General features: G+C 55.8%; 17 protein-coding genes, 1 pseudogene and 1 riboswitch. Of the genes and pseudogenes, 6 read left to right on the top strand and 12 right to left on the bottom strand.

What is annotated here, in order from left to right; translation table 11 throughout:
- Positions 1–9: 9 nt before the first annotated feature.
- Both ACR0AW_RS10595 and ACR0AW_RS10590 read right to left on the bottom strand, forming a co-directional pair.
- Positions 10–2,454 (bottom strand): FAD-dependent oxidoreductase, encoded by a 2,445-nt coding sequence (locus ACR0AW_RS10595; RefSeq protein ID WP_170732816.1) that lies wholly within the window; start codon positions 2,452–2,454, stop codon positions 10–12.
- 21 nt (positions 2,455–2,475) lie between these two features.
- Positions 2,476–3,726 carry an aminotransferase class V-fold PLP-dependent enzyme gene (locus ACR0AW_RS10590; protein ID WP_170407417.1) on the bottom strand — a complete coding sequence of 417 codons (1,251 nt, stop codon included), beginning with the start codon at positions 3,724–3,726 and terminating at the stop codon, positions 2,476–2,478.
- Positions 3,727–3,983: 257 nt separating this feature from the next.
- On the opposite strand from ACR0AW_RS10590, the gene ACR0AW_RS10585 reads away from it, so the two are divergent.
- On the top strand, positions 3,984–4,223 hold the full coding sequence (locus tag ACR0AW_RS10585) for a transglutaminase-like cysteine peptidase (protein WP_480439028.1): 240 nt from the start codon (positions 3,984–3,986) through the stop codon (positions 4,221–4,223).
- Between the two features lie 105 nt (positions 4,224–4,328).
- On the opposite strand, the gene ACR0AW_RS10580 is transcribed toward ACR0AW_RS10585, so the two are convergent.
- Complete coding sequence (locus ACR0AW_RS10580) at positions 4,329–5,012, bottom strand: energy-coupling factor ABC transporter permease (RefSeq protein ID WP_170392744.1); 684 nt, start codon at positions 5,010–5,012, stop codon at positions 4,329–4,331.
- 76 nt (positions 5,013–5,088) lie between these two features.
- Positions 5,089–5,301, bottom strand: a riboswitch (cobalamin riboswitch).
- Positions 5,302–5,516: 215 nt separating this feature from the next.
- On the opposite strand from ACR0AW_RS10580, the gene ACR0AW_RS10575 reads away from it, so the two are divergent.
- Positions 5,517–6,179 carry a L,D-transpeptidase gene (locus ACR0AW_RS10575; RefSeq protein ID WP_170402530.1) on the top strand — a complete coding sequence of 221 codons (663 nt, stop codon included), beginning with the start codon at positions 5,517–5,519 and terminating at the stop codon, positions 6,177–6,179.
- Positions 6,180–6,220: 41 nt separating this feature from the next.
- Here ACR0AW_RS10575 and ACR0AW_RS10570 read toward each other — a convergent pair whose 3' ends face one another.
- The gene (locus tag ACR0AW_RS10570; protein ID WP_170732852.1) at positions 6,221–6,493 is read right to left on the bottom strand and encodes a hypothetical protein; all 273 of its coding nucleotides are present in this window, start codon (positions 6,491–6,493) and stop codon (positions 6,221–6,223) included.
- Positions 6,494–6,839: 346 nt separating this feature from the next.
- Here ACR0AW_RS10570 and ACR0AW_RS10565 point away from each other — a divergent pair, with 346 nt between their 5' ends.
- Positions 6,840–7,268 (top strand): MerR family transcriptional regulator, encoded by a 429-nt coding sequence (locus ACR0AW_RS10565; protein WP_170776322.1) that lies wholly within the window; start codon positions 6,840–6,842, stop codon positions 7,266–7,268.
- Positions 7,269–7,456: 188 nt separating this feature from the next.
- On the opposite strand, the pseudogene istA reads toward ACR0AW_RS10565, so the two are convergent.
- The 3 genes and pseudogenes from istA to ACR0AW_RS10550 form a co-directional block, all read right to left on the bottom strand.
- Positions 7,457–8,088, bottom strand: a pseudogene (gene istA / locus ACR0AW_RS10560) (IS21 family transposase); the annotation flags it as partial.
- A 761-nt stretch (positions 8,089–8,849) separates the two neighbouring features.
- A complete protein-coding gene (locus ACR0AW_RS10555; protein WP_170512126.1) occupies positions 8,850–9,956 on the bottom strand; it encodes a ParB N-terminal domain-containing protein in 1,107 nt (368 codons plus the stop codon).
- Positions 9,953–11,260, bottom strand: a complete 1,308-nt coding sequence (locus tag ACR0AW_RS10550) for an AAA family ATPase (protein WP_170423104.1) — start codon at positions 11,258–11,260, stop codon at positions 9,953–9,955. Before ACR0AW_RS10550 ends, ACR0AW_RS10555 begins: the two co-directional genes overlap by 4 nt.
- 590 nt (positions 11,261–11,850) lie before the next feature.
- On the opposite strand from ACR0AW_RS10550, the gene ACR0AW_RS10545 reads away from it, so the two are divergent.
- From ACR0AW_RS10545 to ACR0AW_RS10535, 3 genes are all read left to right on the top strand, one after another.
- Positions 11,851–12,414 (top strand): DnaA N-terminal domain-containing protein, encoded by a 564-nt coding sequence (locus tag ACR0AW_RS10545; protein ID WP_480439026.1) that lies wholly within the window; start codon positions 11,851–11,853, stop codon positions 12,412–12,414.
- Between the two features lie 137 nt (positions 12,415–12,551).
- Positions 12,552–14,300: an ABC transporter ATP-binding protein gene (locus tag ACR0AW_RS10540; RefSeq protein ID WP_480439024.1), complete on the top strand. Its 1,749-nt coding sequence runs from the start codon at positions 12,552–12,554 to the stop codon at positions 14,298–14,300.
- On the top strand, positions 14,263–15,219 hold the full coding sequence (locus ACR0AW_RS10535; protein WP_480444201.1) for a glycosyltransferase family 2 protein: 957 nt from the start codon (positions 14,263–14,265) through the stop codon (positions 15,217–15,219). The genes ACR0AW_RS10540 and ACR0AW_RS10535 overlap by 38 nt, the downstream gene beginning before the upstream one ends.
- A 258-nt stretch (positions 15,220–15,477) precedes the next feature.
- Here ACR0AW_RS10535 and ACR0AW_RS10530 read toward each other — a convergent pair whose 3' ends face one another.
- Genes ACR0AW_RS10530 through ACR0AW_RS10510 form a run of 5 tightly spaced genes read right to left on the bottom strand, consistent with a single transcriptional unit; the run spans position 15,478 to position 19,166 of the window.
- Positions 15,478–16,221, bottom strand: a complete 744-nt coding sequence (locus ACR0AW_RS10530; protein ID WP_170732812.1) for an ABC transporter permease — start codon at positions 16,219–16,221, stop codon at positions 15,478–15,480.
- Positions 16,218–16,871, bottom strand: a complete 654-nt coding sequence (locus tag ACR0AW_RS10525) for a TenA family protein (protein WP_170732811.1) — start codon at positions 16,869–16,871, stop codon at positions 16,218–16,220. Before ACR0AW_RS10525 ends, ACR0AW_RS10530 begins: the two co-directional genes overlap by 4 nt.
- Complete coding sequence (locus tag ACR0AW_RS10520) at positions 16,868–17,593, bottom strand: ABC transporter ATP-binding protein (protein ID WP_170423093.1); 726 nt, start codon at positions 17,591–17,593, stop codon at positions 16,868–16,870. The genes ACR0AW_RS10525 and ACR0AW_RS10520 overlap by 4 nt, the downstream gene beginning before the upstream one ends.
- On the bottom strand, positions 17,590–18,261 hold the full coding sequence (gene tenA, locus ACR0AW_RS10515; protein ID WP_170732810.1) for a thiaminase II: 672 nt from the start codon (positions 18,259–18,261) through the stop codon (positions 17,590–17,592). Before tenA ends, ACR0AW_RS10520 begins: the two co-directional genes overlap by 4 nt.
- Positions 18,258–19,166 carry an ABC transporter substrate-binding protein gene (locus ACR0AW_RS10510; protein WP_480439085.1) on the bottom strand — a complete coding sequence of 303 codons (909 nt, stop codon included), beginning with the start codon at positions 19,164–19,166 and terminating at the stop codon, positions 18,258–18,260. Before ACR0AW_RS10510 ends, tenA begins: the two co-directional genes overlap by 4 nt.
- Positions 19,167–19,169: the final 3 nt, after the last annotated feature.

The raw sequence follows: 19,169 nt of genomic DNA, 5'->3' as shown, positions 1-19,169 counted from the left end.
CGGGGCTGCTCAGGCAGCCCCTTCCAGTGCCGGTTTAACATCACGCAGGCGGTTTCCATCCGGGTCAAAGGGAGGCTCGGACAGGATTTTCGCTTTATGGGGCTTGCCAAGGATGAACACTTCGACCGTATCACCAGATTGCGCGACCTCAGGACTTATATAGCCAAGCGCTAGCGATTTGCCGACCGAATAGCCGTATGCACCGGATGTCACGCGGCCAACCGGGGTACCATCCGGGGTAAAAATCGGCTCACCGCCGGTAGCGTCGGCACCCTCGGAGACTTCGACCTCGAAGATTGACAGCACTTCGCGCGCGGCGTTGTCCTTGACCGACAGATACGCATCCTTGTGCAGGAAATCCTTGTCCAGCTTGATCAGGCCCGCCAGCCCGACCTCTTGCGGCCAGTATTCCTGCGAATACTCACGGCCCCATGAGCCATAACCTTTTTCGATCCGCAACGACCCCAGCGCGCGGCCGCCAACGGGGCCGCCATCCAGCAGCTTGGCCGCATCCAGAAGCGCAGCGTACAGGCGGGTCTGATCTTCTTCGGCGCAGTGCAACTCCCACCCTAGATCGCCGGTAAAGCTGACGCGGATGGCCAGACAGGTGACACCTGCAACCTCGATTGTGGCCGAGCGCATAAAGCGGAACGCCTCGTTCGACAGGTCTGCATTGGTCAGCCGCTGCAGCAGGTCACGCGCTTTCGGACCGGCGACGTTGAACCCGGCTATGCGGTCGGTGGCGACTTCGAGGGTTGTGTCCTTTGGCAGGTCGATCATGTTGAAAAAGCGTTGATGATAGCGCTCGGCCATGCCCGATCCGATCATCATGTATTCGTCATCGGCCACCTTGGTTATGGTGAAATCGCCAGCCACGCCGCCACGCACAGAGATCAGCGGCGTCAGGCAAGACCGCCCGATCACGGTTGGTACGCGGTTGGCGACCAAGCGATCCAGCCAATCTTGCGCACCGGGTCCTTTGATGATGTAGTTCGCAAAATTCGATATGTCGATGACGCCCACATTCTCCCGCAGCATCTGTACCTCACGTCCCACCGGCTCCCACCAGTTCTGGCGTGTGAAGCCATTGGTTTCCTGTACACCGGGCTGATCGGCGAACCATAGGGGATGCTCCCAGCCGCAGTTCAGACCAAAGACACAGCCCATGTTTTTCTGCATTTTATAGGCAGGGCGGACTCGGGCGGGGCGACCTGCACTACGCTCCTCGTTCGGGAAGTGGATGGCAAAACGGTGGGTATACTGGTCCTCAACCCGTGCCTTGGTGAATTTTTTGTCGGCCCAGTCGCCGAAGCGGGCCAGATCCCATGCAAACATGTCGTATTGCGGCTCGCCCTCGATCATCCACTGCGCCGCCAGCAGGCCCAAACCACCCGATTGCGAGAAACCCGGGATCAGTCCGCCGCAGAGGAAATAGTTCTTCAGTTCGGGCACCGGACCCCACAAGGCGCTGGAGTCCGGAGACCAGATCATCGGCCCGTTGATCACCCGTTTGACCCCTGCGGTGGCGGCAACTGGCACACGTTCGGTAGCGCGGATCACGTTTTCCATGATCCGATCCAAATCGTCGGGGAACAGGTCATGGGCAAAGTCCAGCGGCGTACCGTCCTCGGCCCAGAACTTCATGTCCTTCTCATAGGCCCCGATGAGCAATCCGTTGCCTTCCTGACGGAAATAGTACTCGCCATCCCGGTCTGCAATTGACGGAAGGCGACGGCCCAGATTGGCAACTTCTTCGATGGATTCAGTCACGAAATACTGGTGCTCGGTCGGTTGCAACGGCAGAGTCAGCCCCGCCAGCGCCGCAACTTCGCGGCCCCAAAGACCAGCGGCATTCACCACCCATTGCGTGTGAATATCGCCCTTTGCGGTACGCACGATCCAAGACCCGTCGGGTTGCTGATCCGTACCTAGCACCGGACAGAACCGTTCTATGGTTGCTCCCATGGCGCGGGCACCGGCAGCATAGGCGTGGGGCACGCCCGAGGGATCCACATTGCCGCCATCGGGTTCATACATGATGCAGCGGATATCGTCGAACTGCGCCAGCGGGTGCAGTTCCTTGGCCTTCTCGCGACTGACCTCGTGGAAATTCAAACCATAGAATTTAGCCTTGGCTTCCTGCAGGCGCAGCTGATGTTCGCGTTCTTCGGTTTGCGCCAAATAGAGCGAGCCGGGCTGGAACACGCCGCAGCTTTGACCGGTTTCCTGTTCCAGCTCTTTATACAGATTCATCGTATAGTGCTGGATGCGGGTGATATTGTTGTTGTCGTGCAGCCCATGAATGTTGGCCGCCGCGTGCCAGGTCGAGCCGCTGGTCAGTTCGTCCCGCTCTAGCAGGACCACATCGGTCCAACCCAACTTGGCGAGATGATACAGAATTGAACAGCCGGCTAGGCCGCCGCCGATTACAACCGCTTGCGCATGCGTTTTCATGAGCTTCCCCTCTCAAATGCCTCAGGCGGCGATGGTTTTCATTGCACCCAGAAACTGGGCCACTTCGGCGACGCTGTTGTAGTGGCACATCGAAACACGCACGCAGCTGTCCATGCCAAGCGGTGTGAGGATGTTGCCCGAATAGTGATCGGCCTTGCGCAAATGCGTACGGATGCCTTGTTCGTTCAGTTGCTTGACCACATCGACCGACGGCACGCCCTCGACCTGCAGTGACACCAGTCCCTCGCGTGCTGGGTTATCGACACCGCCCAGAATGGTCACCTTCTCCATCTCGGCCAGCCCGGGCAGGTTGCCGGTTCCGCGGATCATCGCATCAGTCAACGCTTTTTCCTGCTCATGGATCGCCTCTCCGGCAGCGACGAATTTTGCGCGCCGGTCGGTGGCGTCGCTGACCTGTGCGCCCAGCCATTCGAAATAGCTGATTACGTCAGACATTGTAGCGTAAGAGCCGGTATCACGCGTCCCCATTTCCCAATTGTCGGCGGGGCCGTCGATCAAGCTGTTATGTGGCAGCTTGGTCAGCCGGTCAGAAATCCAGGCCACCCCGTAACCATGGCGCGAGAACACCTTGTAAGGCGAGATCACATAGCCATCGACATCATAGGCGGTCAGGTCGATCCGGCCATGCGCGGCGTGCTGGATACCGTCGATTATGATGAAGCAATTGGGCGCAACGGCGCGGATCTCGGCAGCCACAGCCGCTACATCCACGCCCATACCGGTCACCGGCGAGGTGTGCACGATAGTCGCAACCTTTGTGTCCGGCGTTACCTGCGCCGCATAAGCATCTGCGGTGACGGTGCCTGTGGCGTCGTCATGGACCACCAGAACATGATCTTGCCCGGCCACCCCGGCCCAACGCGCGCAAGCGCTTCGGGTCGCGGGATGTTCCAGCGTTGTGCCAAGCACCCGACCGGTGCCTGTGCCCAGACAGGCGTTCATTATCAAACGAAACAGCAGCTCGGTCCCGCTTTCGCCGACAAAGAACTGGCCACCGGGGGCGTTCATGAACACGGCCATATCTTCTTTGGCCTTGTTGATTACCCGCACCAGTTCGTGACTTCCCGGGTTGTCGCGGCCCTGATTGTCAGGGATCGCAGCATAAGCCTGCGAGGTGCCCACAACCGAATTCAGCGTCAGCGCCCCACCCGCGTTTTCAAAGAAAATACGCGGTCCCTGCTGCGGGCAGTGGTCAACCTGCGCAAATCGGGCACGGATTTGTTCAAGCAATTCTGGAGTGATCTTGGTCATCGGGAACCATTCCTGCGAAAATGTCATTCTGGCAAGATATATGCGCCCTTTTGCAAAACTACTCACAAAAAAACTTGGGGCATTGTGGGTGGAAATTGAGACCATCGAGCCAAGAGAACTCAGCCACAAGAGCAATATGGTTCGCGAATTTCAATTTCGTCGGCCCGATCACACCCTCACGCATGCCTTCGCTTGGTTGAGAAACCGCTGGTCAGGCCGACGGTTTGTAACCTGAGCGTTGTTCTAGAGACATCGCCTTGCAAAAGAAATTTGATCTAATGCAGAACGGCTTGGACCCTGCGAAGCTACTGATTGCTACCGTCTTGGACACCAATCGCAGTGGCCATGCTGTTCTAGTTTGTCGCTCGAGTGATGGCGATTTGATTCTGGACAGTGTCACCAACAGGATCAAATCGTGGAAGGAAACGAGGTATCTTTTCCTACGAATACAGGACCCAAATCACCCTGATCGTTGGGTGCAGGTTTCTAGCTGCTAAAAACAATGTGGCGCGCCCTAGAGACGCGCCACAATAAAATTTTGGTCCTGCGACTACTGGTTGTTTCGCGGCAACCCAAGTTTAGGACACCGCTTCAAACTTTGGTCAAGCTTTCGCAGCGTTGTACAAACGCGGAGTCACCAGACCTGTACTGTTCAAACCGCGCATTGCCTTGGCTGCCGCAAGCACTGCCAGATCAGCAATCGGCTCAATGACAATTACCAGCATATAAGCGCCGCCAAAGGACAGAACCGACGCCATGGTTTCTGCGCCGAAACCCTGGCCGTAGAAGGCCCAGAACCCAACCCATGCGACTACTCCTCCCTGATACGTCGCACTTAGGGCAAGAGCTTGGCCATATTTGAGGTCAACATATGCTGTGCCGGGTGCGATGATGCGGCTGGCCAGTGCCTGTAGCGCAAATAGCGGCACCAGCAGAGTGGTCAGGTTGATGAAGTACTGCGGAAGATCGAACGGGGCAAAAAACACACCCTGAATCAGGAGACCAGCTGCCAATCCAAAAGCCGCGGGTGCAGCACCGAGAAGCAGAAACAGCGTCGACCCCAGGATGAAGTGGACTTCAGAGACACCAACCGGGAAATGCGGCAGGACTTCGAAGAAAAGGAAAACCCCAACGGTGGCGAGCACCGAGCGCATAACAAAAGATGCAGGTCCATTCGCACGCAATGTGGAAAACGTTTCTTTCGCTGCGTAAGTAGCCGCACCTGCGGCGGTAACATAGGAAAGCGCGATTTTGGCACCATTCACGATGCCCGGTTCGATATGCATGTTCTTTCTCCCTACCGCCTCACCCGGCGGCTTGTCAGGTTGAATCGACCGTAAGGCCGACAGGTTCAGTCTGGGCATAGCCCGGCGCTTTACGGCAGGTCTCCTGACTCGCGGGTGCTCGCTCCGCCAACCTTCCCGGTTCCATTACGAACCAGTGGTGTCTTGGCATCGCTCTCCGCTCACAGTTGCGGGGGCAGTTACGGAATTGGCGCCATTGAAAACACCGAACCGTATTCCCTTTTAATCCTTTTGGCTTCCGCCATCAGGAACCGAAAACAAATCACCGCTACAATGGCGGCTTCGCCTGTGTCAATTGTCTTTGCGACCTATTCCAATGTAAACTCGACCGAAGCAGGATTCACGCAACCGGTCACGTGATCAACTGGGTAAACCAAGCGTTACCTGAAACCTCTTGAAGCTCTAGCTGCTAGAGGCTTTAAGATTCGAATTAATTCGCGATAGTGCGATCCAAATACGTTAAACTTGTGAACCAGGACGAGACCTATGCTTACAAGGCGCCATTTCATTCAATCCACCACAGCGCTGTTCTCGGCGTCTGCGGCCAGTCCATTGATCGCCAAAACCTGGCCAACCGCATCGCAGAAGACCTATTGGGACAGTCAGGTCACGCCAATTGGTTACGATCCAATGACCTCAAATCCGTGGGGTGTTCACGACCGTTTTTTACCAAGACGCGTCGCGGCAAATGATGGTTTGGTTCCAGGTGACATCCATGTCGATGCCGTCGCACGATATCTTTATCATATCGAAGAAGGCGGGACCGCAATGCGCTATGGCGTAGCGATCGCGCGCGGGAACCTTTACGAGCCCGGCACCTATGTTATCCGCCGAAAGGTCGAATGGCCACACTGGACACCAACCGCTTCAATGATCGAGCGCAACCCCGAATACGCGGAATTCCGGAATGGCATGGAGCCCGGGCCGAATAATGCTCTCGGCTCTCGTGCCCTTTATCTATACGTTGGAGACCGAGACACATATCTCAGAATTCACGGCACGCCTGAGCCAAGAAGCATCGGCGGTCGCGCAAGTTCTGGATGTGTGCGAATGATCATGGCTCATATCAATGACCTCTACCCAAACGTGAAAACCGGCTCGACCGCTTTCCTATACTCTGCCGAAGATAGCGTCACAGCCCGCTCATGAATATTGGGCAGCGTACATGGACGTCGCTGCCCTCATTTCGATCAGGCGTCGCGCGCAATGCAGATCGGAGCGCCATTCGTCGCGCGCAATGGTACCAATGTCGTCTCGACGGGTCCGCTGTGCTCATACCAAAAGCAATTGTCTTCGGGCAGGAGGCGCGCTGTGGTCAAATCCTGCGCCGGCCCTGCCAGCGCTACGACCGAATCTGGCACGTTGCCTGGTTCAAGTGCTTTGCTTTTGGCCCCGGTGAACTGGGCTGAGCAACCAGCCGTAATCGAGACTAACGTGATGGAAATTGCGATCCGTTTCTGCATTGATCTGTTCCAAATTTTTTGCGTCATCTGCAATTAGATTGCATCCACACGGCCGGCCCGCAAGACGAAATGAACTAACAATATCGCAGGCAAAGAACCCGGATGAAAAAAATATAAAAGGTATTGAAGCTCTAGTCACTGTAGGAACTATTTACAAAGGACCATAGAGATTCTTGAGGTCCAATCATGTCATCCGATACCCAAAGCCACGACCATGGCCACGAAAACAAACATGGTCACCACGCATGCGGTAGCGGCTGGGTGTCACAGGCCCACCGGCCGGAAGGTGCTATTGTGCGGTGCCAACTCGAACCTACATAAGCTGTAACTTTGTAAGGAGACCCAGATGCTGACGATCGGAACGCTTGGAAAAAAGACCGGAACCAAGGTTCAGACTATCCGCTACTACGAGCAGATCGGACTTATGCCGGAACCGGGGCGCACCGAAGGTGGCCAGCGGCGTTATCGCCATACCGAACTGGATCGTCTGGCTTTTATCCGTCACGCCCGCCAACTGGGGTTTTCGCTTCAGGCAATACGCGAACTGCTTGATTTGTCCGACGATCCAGATCGCCCATGTCATGAAGCTGACAGTATTGCGCGCCGACAACTCAAACAGATTGAGCAAAGAATGGCACGGCTGGAAGCGTTACGGAACGAGCTGGAGCGCATGGTGCATGAAAGCTGTGTCGGCAACACCTCGGATTGTCGTGTTCTCGAAGTTCTACGCGATCATTCCGAATGTCTTACTGATCACGAAGAAATCGGCGCGTAACCCTGGGCAGCGTCGTTGCGAACTGGAATTAGCCCCTCGAAGCCATAGTCACTATAGCAATTACAAGTCTTTCAGAGTTGATTCGACGATAGACCAAATGCTGAACAGAGACCCGTTGCTAGCCGCCACACCTCTGCTTGATTTTGAAACACCCGCAATCTTGGGGCTTATAACGGAACGGCGCTGGTCCGATCTGCCTGTCGTTTTTGGCACTGCCTCTCAAGCCTGTCGTTGAAGGCATCCCTGGTTGGAAAGTTCGGGATCGGCACCATGAAATTGTGCCGGGAGTAACCACCAGCCCTTCAACGGATCCCTTGTTGTTGCCCGTACCAGGACGCCCGTTGCGGACCTGGATCACATAGTGGGACAGCATTTTGCTGAACAGCCGCGCACGCCTGCGAGTTCCGTCGGGCTCGATCTTTGCTACAAGGCACTGATCGTTATCGTACAGGATCGACCGCTGAACGGCCTCAAAGAACCTAAAGGCATGGACGTGCCCGTCCATCCAGGCCTCGGCAGCCGCCGCAGAATAGGCGCGGATGTAGCAGGCATCGCTATACGGTCGATCCAAGGCAAAGAAGTGAGCCTTCTGCTCAATGCCGCCGATCACCACCATTGCTTCGCCGAAATTGGCCTTGGCATAGCCGGATGCATGGTGAAGCGGTAAGAACATCTCGCGATGCTGTCGACCATGCTCCCGAACATAGTCCTTGATGATGGTGTAACCACCCTCGAAACCATGCTCATCGCGCTACTGCTCGAAGATCCGCTTGACCATATGCCGCTGTTTGCGCGGTCGCTGCCGATCCTCCGACAACCATTAATCTTGGAAAATGCGCGCCTTTCAAAGTGATCGTCACAGTTTGCTCCTGTCACGTCCCAGCCCGCGTTAACAGGACTGCGTCCGATCTGACAAGTGGGGGCAGAGTTTACGACAGAACCACCGCCTGTTCAGCCCAGGAAACTTGCGAAGAAGTATGTCACCGAAATCACATTCTCTTACTGCATGAAACTGCAGACCGACAGAATTAGTAATAGTAGTTATTAGTACATTTTGCGCACTACTCACACACGATGCTCTCTATTGTCGATCATTCAACCGATCGCCGCGCTTTCTCTGGCAAGCCACGGCACGTTCATACCAATCGTTGATAGGTACTCACCGCCACACCGTTGTATGCTCAAGTGCTTTGAATATGTTACCGCACGCCAAGATAGTTCTCCTGATGAAAAGCAGCGGCGGTGCGCACGAAGATTGAGGCCGTGGCGTGGTCCCTGCCCTACCCCATAGACTGTGCATCAGTTCCGCCGTGACAAACTAAATAAATTGCAGATCACCTGCCCCAGTTTAACATCAATGCGGCGCGACGCCTTATATTGATTAACTGGACTTGATGTCATCGCCTCTGCTCGGAATGCAGCCGCCCGAAGCACAAAACAAGCGTTTGAATCCGGGTGGTACGATCAAATGGTTCAGATGACCTCCTGAGGTTCTGACTCAAACAGCTGTCCAGTTTGTGCAAAAAAACGGCGCTGAAATTAACCAGCGCCGCGCTTCGGATCTATCTCGCTAAGCCCGCCTTACCCGTGGGTAAGATCGTCTTCTTCTCGCAGATCCTCGATCAAGGTGGCCACAGCACGTTCTAATTTCGCCCTATCGACACGGGTAAAATCGAGATCATAGCGAAGTTCGATCCTTCCGCTGGATGCAGAACATTTTGCAATCCCTGCCCTGCCCCTTACCTGAAACGTTGTCTTCGCGCGGCGTGGTTTACCAACGGCTTCAGCCTTTGGCTTGGCGGCGGTCGCATTTTCGATTGTGAGAAAATCGCGAAGAATGGCCACTTCGCGCACGCTGTCGCGATTTGGTTCACTCACCAAAGCCGCACTGACTTGTCGGATCAATCCAGGATCAGAGTCGAGCTTTCGTTTGAGTTCAACCCCCACATTCCGTGGAATGTCGTTTGGGTGCATAAGAACCTTTTCCAACATGGCCAGCAAACTCGCAAACGCCCGAATATAGCTGCGCTTGGTATAGCTTGCAGATTTGAACAAGGTTGAAACCGCTTTGTCGACATCCGGACAATCATTGGCGGGGTCTTCCGCATAGGCACGCGCAAGCGCGCCCATTTCCGCAAACGAGATATCCTTTCGGATCAGGTTTTCATCGACCATGCGACGATAGCTATCATCCAGCTCTGCAACGTCAGAAACACCGGCCGGAATCGTCGCAAATCGCGCGTCGCCAGTTTCCTCAAGTAATGCGCGAAATGCCGATAATCTGCGCATTCCTTGAATTAACTCAAAGCGTCCATCGTTGCGACGCTCGACCCGGATCGGGTTCGAAAGACCCACATCCTGAATAGAAGCCTTCAACTCATCCAACTCAGGATCAGGGCCAGGCTTGCGGTCGCGCGTCAGGCGCTCGGTAACAACATCCGCCAATGCGATCTGTTCAGTAACATACCCTTCGGAACGTAGTCGCACAAGCTCGTGCGCTAACCTGTCATTTTCGACTCTGATTGCATCTTCGGTAGTTTGCTGGTCGCGTAGCGCATTAGCGTTCTCGGAGATTGCAGTGGCCATTGGTCCGCGCCTTTTCTCAAGCGCTTTATCCGGAACCTTGCCAACCGGGATTTCTTCCATCGCTGGCATATCGATATCGAACATTCTGCGTTTTCGGCTCATACGTCATCCTCCAGCTTGTCCCAGGCCGATAGCATGACGCCCCGGAATTCATCATAAACATTATCAAATGTCGAACGCGCGCGACGCCAGGTTTCCCTCGTCATCTCACGGTAATCCATCTCATAAACTGAACTCAGGAATCGACCCGATTGCTCGACCGCGCGCGTCATCTCGACCGGGTGCTCGGCGAGGTGCTCACCAAAGACTTTGCGGAATGCGTCATACATCGCTGTGTGCAGTGCGTTCCCCGGTTCGTAGCGCGTAAGCAAAAACCGAATTTCGCAGAATGTCTTGGGTAAACCAATCTTACCCGTGGGTAAGGTCTTGTCGAAACCATAGGCCAGATCTTCGAGGGCTTCAGCCAACTGTCCAATGAATGAGGTGGTTGAATCGTATTCCCAGTATCCGGGCCCCGACGGGATATACAACATGTCTGCTGCGAACACCGCATTCATGGATTGGTATCCTATCGCAGGCGGGCAATCGAACAGGATCAGGTCATAAGCATCATTCGGTATTTGATCCAGATAGCGAGACACAGCTGCAAAAAAAGACCACTCAGGATTCAGGTGCCGATATTGTGCCGATGCGAATTCGACGAAAGCAGCATTGGCGCAAGAAGGGATTGCATCAATCGTTGACCATGAGGTCTGCTTGATAAAATCAGAAATGCGCAGTTCGCCGAGGCCCATATCCGTTATAGAAGGTGGTAATTCTCGGCGGGGCAGGGCAGTTCCTGACTCCGCAGCCGCAGGGCGGTTATTCATGCGCTCGGTTTCACGGATTAGATCCCGCGCCATGATACCCCAGACGGTGAAATCTTCAGCGACATCGGTCAGACCCATCGAATGGCTGAGCGTCGCCTGAGGGTCAAAATCCACCACTAATACTCGGTAGCCGTCCAGAGCAGCGGCGTGCGCAAGATGCAACGCCACGGTCGACTTGCCGGCCCCCCCTTTGAAATTGGCAACAGCGGCCCGAACCGCCCGCTTGCCCGCAGGGCGTGGAGGAGTGAGCGCTTTGCGATTAACCTTAAGCCGCCGCCTGAGCTCATTTACCTCTTCCAGACTAAACCAACGCTGCCGCCCATCAGGCTCGACCTCGCCTCCCGGCAATGAAGGATCGGCGGCCAGCTTTCCTCGGAAAGTCGATTGGTTCACCTTAAAGATCAGTTCGGACACCTCCCAGCTTGAGAACCGCCTTAGCGTCTTCTCCATCTCAGGGCTGAAAGTCTGCTGGCGAATCCAGCCCTGCAATTTCAGGGACTGGGTGCGCAATGCATTCAGGTCTTCGTGCGTGTACATGCCTCAGTTCTCATTCTTCTGGACGTTATTTTTCTCTCTTTTGTTATTTACGCCCGATTTGCATATTTGGCAAAAGAAATTATTGTAAGGTTGTGATGTTACCCATGGGTAAGAAAATATGTCCGTATCTAGTGCTGACCGATTCGGAACACTGCTGCTCTCTGCAATCGTCCTGACTTCGGATATCCTACCAGATTTAGGGGGACGTAACTCAAGCTGATACGGCATATAGGGGGACATTATTGCTCCATAAGGGGACACCCAGCATGTCCCCCATCACCATAAATTCACCTATTTCTTCTATTTTTTGATAACGAATAGCACCTATCAAATAGCGTGATCTCAACGAACTCTTGACAGAATCGAAGTATTGGACGCTAATCAGTGAACAATCACGAAAAGCGTTGGGAAACGGCGCGATTACGGCGGGGTCAACCCGCATGAGGCAAAAAAGAGCGGTGAGGAAACGGATGCAGGTTGCGAAACCGGTCGGGCGAAATGCGCCTGCACTGAAGTACGATATCTTGTCGGCTCTCGCCGTTCACGCCTTATCAGGTGACAAGCATCGTCATCGCAGTGTTCTTCGCATCATGACATTAATTACCACGCGCTATAACTGGCGCTCCAATGAACTGTCGATTGGCCGGGAAGAGATCGCTCGGTTGTGGTCCGTGAACGAACGCACAGTTAAACGTGAGATGGCTAAGCTGCGCAGCGCAGGCTGGATTGCGGTCAAACGACCCGCCGCTCGGGGTCGGGTTGCAGTTTATGAACTCGACCTCAAGCAGATCATGCTGGACACAATGGAAGCCTGGCCCGTGATCGGAACGGATTTCCAGGAACGAATGCAGCAGAAGCCAGAGCGCGATACTAATGTTGTGCCATTTCAGTCAAAGCCATCAATCCCGCCGCCGCAGGGTGAAGACGTTTGGACACAGGTTCAATCGATCCTACATGAGCGTGACCCAGAACTTTGGTCCAGTTGGTTCAAGCATCTGAACGAAGCCGAAAGGGCAGGGGGGGTGGCGATTCTGATTGCACCAACGCGTTTTATGGCGGATTACATTGCACAGAAATGGTCGGGGAGGGTTTTGGCCGCTTATTCGCGTGTAGACTCTTCGGTTCGAACAATTCGCATTGAAGCGGCAGAATAGGGCGCGGGCTTGCTCAACTGGCAACAGGCGACTATCTAGCGGAAACTGTTTATGAGCGCGTCAGATGTGACATAGCTCGATCCTGATCACAGTGGACATGTGCATTGCAAAAGATCAAATCAAAATTTGCGGCTGTATTGAGTGATTCCGTCCTGTGGCGACTGCTCTCCGAGAATATGCGCGAGCAAGCGGTACCTTATACGATCGCGATCATCGCGATGGTATTTGTTGCGGCAACCACCGCAGGTATCGCATTTATCATGCGTGATGTGGTGGATTCGCTGTTTGACAGTGAAAACTCAGCCAAGATTTTCGGCGTTTCGATGGCCGTATTCTCGATCTTCCTGGTCAAAGGGATTGCGACTTACGTTCAAATTGTGGCTCTGACCCGTGCCGGTAACCGGATCGTCTCGAAACAGCAGATCAAGCTTTACGACAAGCTTTTGCGGCAAGGGGTGTCATTCTTCAATTTGACCGAAAGCTCGGATCTGTTGTTGAAGGTGACACAAACCGCCCAGGCTGCGCGCACGGTGATCGAGATCATGGTGACCACTGCGGTGCGCGATATGCTTACATTGATTGGTCTTTTGGCCGTGATGTTCTACCAGCAACCGATCTTGTCTTTGTTTACGCTTATCGTCGGCCCCTTGGCGATCTTGGGTGTTCGCATGCTGCTTCGCAAAGTGCGAGAGATTGCGGATATGGAGCTGCAATCAATGGGCGCGATCATGAAGGTCATTCAAGAAACCTCGGCTGGTATACGTGTGGTCAAGTCCTTCGGATTGGAAGAGCGCATGGCCCTCGAGATGAATTCGGCGGTGAAAAGCGTTGAGAAGCGCCGCAACAAGCTTGCGCGTTTGCAAGCTGCAACGAGCCCGCTGACGGATATCCTGGCCGGGTTTGCAATTGCTTCGGTCATCGGGTTGAGCGCTGGTAAGCTGTTTGGCGCTGCAGCGTCCACTCCGGGTGAACTGATGTCGTTCGTGACCGCTGTGATGATGGCCTATGAGCCCGCGAAGCGCCTGACGAAGGTGCGGGTGAAGATGGAGTTGGGTCTGCGCCGGGTGCAGATGTTGTTCAATATGTTGGACGAGCCTGAAACTCTGCCGGAAGAGGCCAATCCCAAAAGCCTGCCTGATGGTCCGCGAGAGGTGGTGTTCGACGACGTCACTTTCGGCTACCGTCGTCGCGATCCGATCCTGAAAGGGCTTTCGTTGACGTTCGAAGCTGGCAAGACCACCGCTCTGGTTGGTCTGTCCGGCGGCGGCAAGTCGACCATTCTGAATTTGGCCCTGCGCCTCTATGACCCGACCAGTGGTTCGGTATCGATCGATGGTCAGGATATCAAGTACGCCTCGTTCAAATCACTGCGCCAGAACATGTCGTTCGTCGGGCAAGAGACGTTTCTGTTTTCGGCCTCAATCGCCGACAACATCCGTTTTGGCCGTGAGGGTGCCTCGCAAGACGACGTGATCGAGGCTGCCAAGGCCGCGAATGCCTATGACTTCATCATGTCGCTTGAGAAAGGCTTTGACACTCTGGTTGGTGAAAATGGTGCCTTCCTGTCCGGTGGTCAAAAACAGCGCCTTGCGATTGCGCGCGCGCTTCTGCGCGACAGCCCGATCCTGCTGCTGGACGAACCAACTAGTGCGCTGGACTCGCGGTCGGAACATCTGGTTCAGGAAGCCTTGGGCCGCCTGACCGAAGGGCGTACGACAATCATCGTGGCTCACAGGCTTTCAACCATCATGCATGCGGACAAGATCGTGGTGATTGAGGCTGGTGAAGTTCTTGAGCAGGGCAGCGCCCAACAGTTGCTGAAGAAACCGGGGCCATTCAAAACCCTGTATGACCATCAGTACTCGAACGCCGTCAATGCCGAATGATCCCGACGTGATCCAACGGCCTGACATTACACAGGCGCGTTCGTCCCTGAGCGCGTCAGTGATCATCCCGACCTATCAAAGCTGGGACCAATTGCAGCGTTGTCTGGATGGGCTCGCCTCTCAGACACTGAACACAAACCAGTTCGAGATACTTGCAGTCAACAATGATCCGACCGACCCCATGCCAGACGGGTTTCGCCTGCCCGCCAACGCCCGCATCCTAAGTGAGGCAAAACCCGGCTCATACGCAGCGCGCAACCGGGGAATCGAAGAAGCCACCTCGGAGCTACTGTTTTTCACCGACTCCGATTGTCAGCCTGACCCGCTCTATCTAGAGGCCGGGTTGAAAATAGCCGAAGACCACCCCGAGGTTAATCGCTTTGGCGGCAATGTTGTGCTGATCCCGAACGGGCAGGATTGGAAGACGACCGAACTATATGATGTTCATTTGGGGTTAGAGCAAAAAAAATGGGTGGAACGGGGGCGTGCGGTTACGGCCAATCTGATCGTACGGCGGGAGCTTATGGATCGCATCGGTCGGTTCAACGACACGGTGTTGTCCGGCGGGGACATGGAATGGAATGATCGTGCTCAATCTGCGGGCGAAGCGATTGTGTTTGCCGAAGACGCCATCGTCCGTCACCCGGCGCGCGACAGTCTTGGGGATCACATCACCAAAGCCCGTCGTATTGAGGGTGCTAGGCTGCGCCGCAATGCCAAGCGCGGCATCGTAAATTACATCCCGCCTTTGCAGAAATTGATCCCTTCCTTCAAGACGTTGAAAAACCTTCTGAGGAATCAGGATCTGTCAACCAAACAGGCTTTTGGTGTGTGGGGCGTTCACTATGTGATCCGCGTTGCAAAAATTACGGAAACCATTCGGCTTCTCTGGCTGCGGAGGCCTGACCAGCGGAAGTAGTGGCCACTGGCAATGATAAACCACTTTCAGACCATGACGCTACGCGTTCTGGTTCGGCTTAATTCAAGTTGATCCTTACGGTAGGACTCTTGGACAAGTGACTGCGGCACACTCTGTGTTCGCCGCTCGACCAACTAGCTTTGTTTAACATGGCGCTCTGGAAATCAATGTACTCTAGCTTTGAGCTCATTCATCACAGCTGGTGGCACGATTAAAGTCGATCTCCGCGTTCGCGTATACTTACGGTCAGTACTTTGTTCATATCTGATCACGCTGATCCAGGTACCGATTGCACAGGGCGTTGACCGTTGCGTGCAGGATGATGGTGAGTACCGCCAACACGATCAGCGCGGCGAACATCAGATCGGTTTTGGCACGGCCATTGGCCAGCAACATCAGATATCCCAGCCCACGCGACGCTCCGACCCATTCACCGATGACGGCACCGATCGGGGCATAGACGGCAGCCAGACGCAGGCCGCTGGCAAATCCGGGCAGAGCAGATGGAATACGGATGTGCAACATTACTAGGGCGGGTGACGCCCCCATGACCCGAGCCAGATCCAGCCAGTCGCGATTGCTGCGCATCAATGCATCAAAGAAAGACGAAGTAACCGGGAAATAAATGATCAGCAGCGCCATGGCGATTTTGGCCTCGAGCCCGAAGCCAAGCCACAGGGTCAGAATCGGTGCCAGAGCAAAGACGGGGATGGTCTGGGAAAACACCAAAATTGGTCGCACCAGCGCGCGTGCTAGCGGTGAGGCGGCAAGGCCGATGGCCGACAGCCCGCCCAGCACTGCACCAAGGGCCAGCCCGATCAGCACTTCGGTCGCGGTGACCAGCCCATGCTCCAGCAGAAGGTTGCGGCTGTTCCAAATGGTTTCGGAAACCAGCGCTGGCGGGGGCAAGATAAAACGCGGCAAGCCGGTGGCCCAAACCACCAGTTGCCAAAGCGCTACTGCCATTGCGGTGGCGGCGATACCCGCACGCCAACCTGTCATCGGGCTACCGGGAAGCCTGCCCATGCGGCATCGAAAAAGGCACGCTCAAGGGCGACGGCCTTGCCGAAGGTTGCAGCGACCTCGGCCTGTGCCTGGTCCGAAAGGGTCGACCAGATCGCGTCCAATTGCCCACGTAGGTAGGCGACCACACTTTCGAACCCGTCGCCTGAGTGCAGAGTGATCCATTCCCCCAGCCAGAACGGCAGATCTTCGGCGCGGGCTTCGACCGGGCTGGCCCAATCCAGATAGACCCATTCCGCGACCACCAACACCGCCAGCATCCGCTCGTAGCGCCCGGATGTGCGGGCTTCGTCCATCAGGGCCTGAAACGCCAGGGTTTCGGGTGCGGCTTCGCTTGCCTGGGGCACGTCCAGCGCGTCTAATGCACGCAGGAAGTACGTGTTCTCTGGCCCGCAGATCTGGCCCAGAAAGCGCGCGCCCGACACAGCATCGGCGAGGTTGGGTGCATGCGCCACTGCTGAGGCCAGCAGACGCACGAAGCCTTCCACGAAAAGGTAATCCTGCTGTAAATAGCCAGCCATTTTGCCGTGATCGAGCGTTCCGGTAGCCAGCGCATTGGTAAAGTCATGTGTCGTGGCCGCTGTCCAGTTGTCCTGTTTCAGCGCCCTGAGAGTTTCGCTTGCGCTCATCTGTCCGTCCTGAGTTGTTGAAGCAGCGCGGCCTGGATGCCTAGCACGCCCGGATCATCAACAGGGCGCGGGATGCTGCCCATTGGAGTTTCGACCGGGTGCAGCCCGTCGCGCGTCATGATCATGATGTTCTGCCCCAGCCGCGCCACTTCGGCCGGGTCATGGGTGATAAGCAGCACCGTACGTCCCTTCAGCAGCTGTGCGGTGAGGTCCTGCATATGCACCCGAGTCAGGGCATCAAGGGCTGAAAATGGTTCGTCCAGCAACACAATGGGGCGGTCTTCCATCAGGGTTCGGGCCAAGGCCACGCGCTGTCTTTGCCCACCGGAGAGCTTTCCCGGTTTCTTGCCCAGATGTGTGCCTAGCCCAACTTGCTCCAGTACCTGCTCGGCCCGGCCCCGATCGAATTTCTCGCCGCGCAATCGTGCTCCTATTGCCACATTGTCGAGCGCTGATAGCCAAGGCAGCAACAAATCACTCTGCGCCATTAAGGCCACCCGCCCGGCCAGCGCGCCACCGTCCGAGGCCCAGATTTCACCGTCCAAAGAAACATGGTCTCCCAGTCCGGCCAGCAGCTTGAGCACTGTGGATTTGCCCACACCACTGGCCCCCAGAAGACAGGTCCACCGCCCTGCATCAAGTCGCAGATCAATGCCGCGCGCGATGGATGTGTCGCCAATCGACAGTGATCCGCGCAGATATAGGGCGGGGGCCGGGCTCATGGCTGCGATGCCATGCCCCAAAAGCCGACCTCAAGCTCGGTCGCCTTGTGGAAGCGGTCGCAAAGATTTGCCCAACGTGGGCAGTTTTGCGGGTCATCCCCGATGCGCCGCGCTACCACGCCATCGATCAGTGCGCCAACATCGCAGCAGACCTGTTGGTAATCTTCCCCGCCATAAGTGTTGATCCAATCGGCATAGGTTTCCGAGGTCTTTGTCGCCGAAAGCTCTGCCCCGATCTCACCATAGCCCATGACGCAGGGGGCCAGTGTGGCCAGAAGATCAAGCATATCCCCGGAATGCCCGGCATCCAGTACATAGCGTGTATAGGCAAGATTAGCCTGACGCTCTTGCGTTGCAAAAAGTTCTTCCTCGGAAATCCCAGCCTCGGCGCAGATGCCGATATGCAGGGCAAGCTCGTCATTGATCAGTGCATTCACTGTCCCCGCGGCGAGGCGCATATCCGCGACGGACTCGGCCTTGGTCACCACTAGCGCCCAAGCGCGGGCGAAATGGATCAAAAAAACGTAGTCCTGTTTGAGATAGTGCAAAAACGCCGCGCGCGGGAGGGTTCCATCACCCATGCCCCGCACGAATGCATGGCGGGTATAGGCAGCCCAGGTTTCCCCGGCCGCCGCTCGCCATGCCTCAAATGAGGTGCCGTAGTTCATTGTGCCCCCAGATCGACTGCGATTTTCGATACCGGGCGGGTGCCCTCGACTAGGCCGCTTTTGGCCAGAAATTCCTCGAAGCGGATATAGCGGCCTTCGTCCAGCGCCTCAGGACGCAAGGCAAAGCGGGGTAGGGTGTCGACCCAAGCCTTTGCATTCAGCTCGTCGTCCAGCTCTTCCGCGTAGCTTTTGAAAACCTCCCAGCTTTCATCCGGGTTGTTGACGATGTATTGCGTGGCCAGCTCGGTGGCGCGCAGGAAGCGGCGCACCTTGTCCTTGTCCATCAGCTCGGGGTTGGCGACATAGATCAGCTCGTCATATGTCGGCACGCCTTCTTCTTCGACATAGAAGCATCGGCCTTCGACGCCTTCGATTTCCATCTGATTCAGCTCAAAATTGCGATAGGCACCTATCACCGCATCGACCTGCCCCGACATGACCGAGGGGCTGAGCGAGAAGTTGACGTTGATCATCTCGATCTCGTTCAGCGCGACGCCGTGCTTGCCCAGCATGGCGCCCAGCACTGCCTCTTCCACGCCAGCGACCGAGAACCCGATCTTGCCGCCCTTTAGCTGGCTGATCTCTTGGATCGGGCCGTCCTTTAGTGTCAGAAGACAGCTGAGTGGCGTTGCCACAAGTGTACCTACGCGCATCAGCGGCAGACCTTCGGCTACCTGGAGGTGCTGGTTTGGTTGATAGCTCACGGCGATGTCACCCTGCCCGGCGGCTACCAGTTTCGGTGGGGCCGAGGGATCAGCAGGCGGCACAATCTCGACCTCAAGATTCTGGTCTGCGAAATAACCTTTTTGCTGCGCTACGATGATCGGACCGTGATCAGGGTTTACGAACCAATCCAGCAGCAGAGTCATCTTGTCTTGTGCCAGCGCCGGTGTAGCCATCAGCATCGC

This window comes from Ruegeria sp. C5 (genome assembly GCF_056537605.1).
The sequence above is the reverse complement of the archived record's forward strand: the minus strand, read 5'-3'. Positions and strand labels throughout refer to the sequence as shown.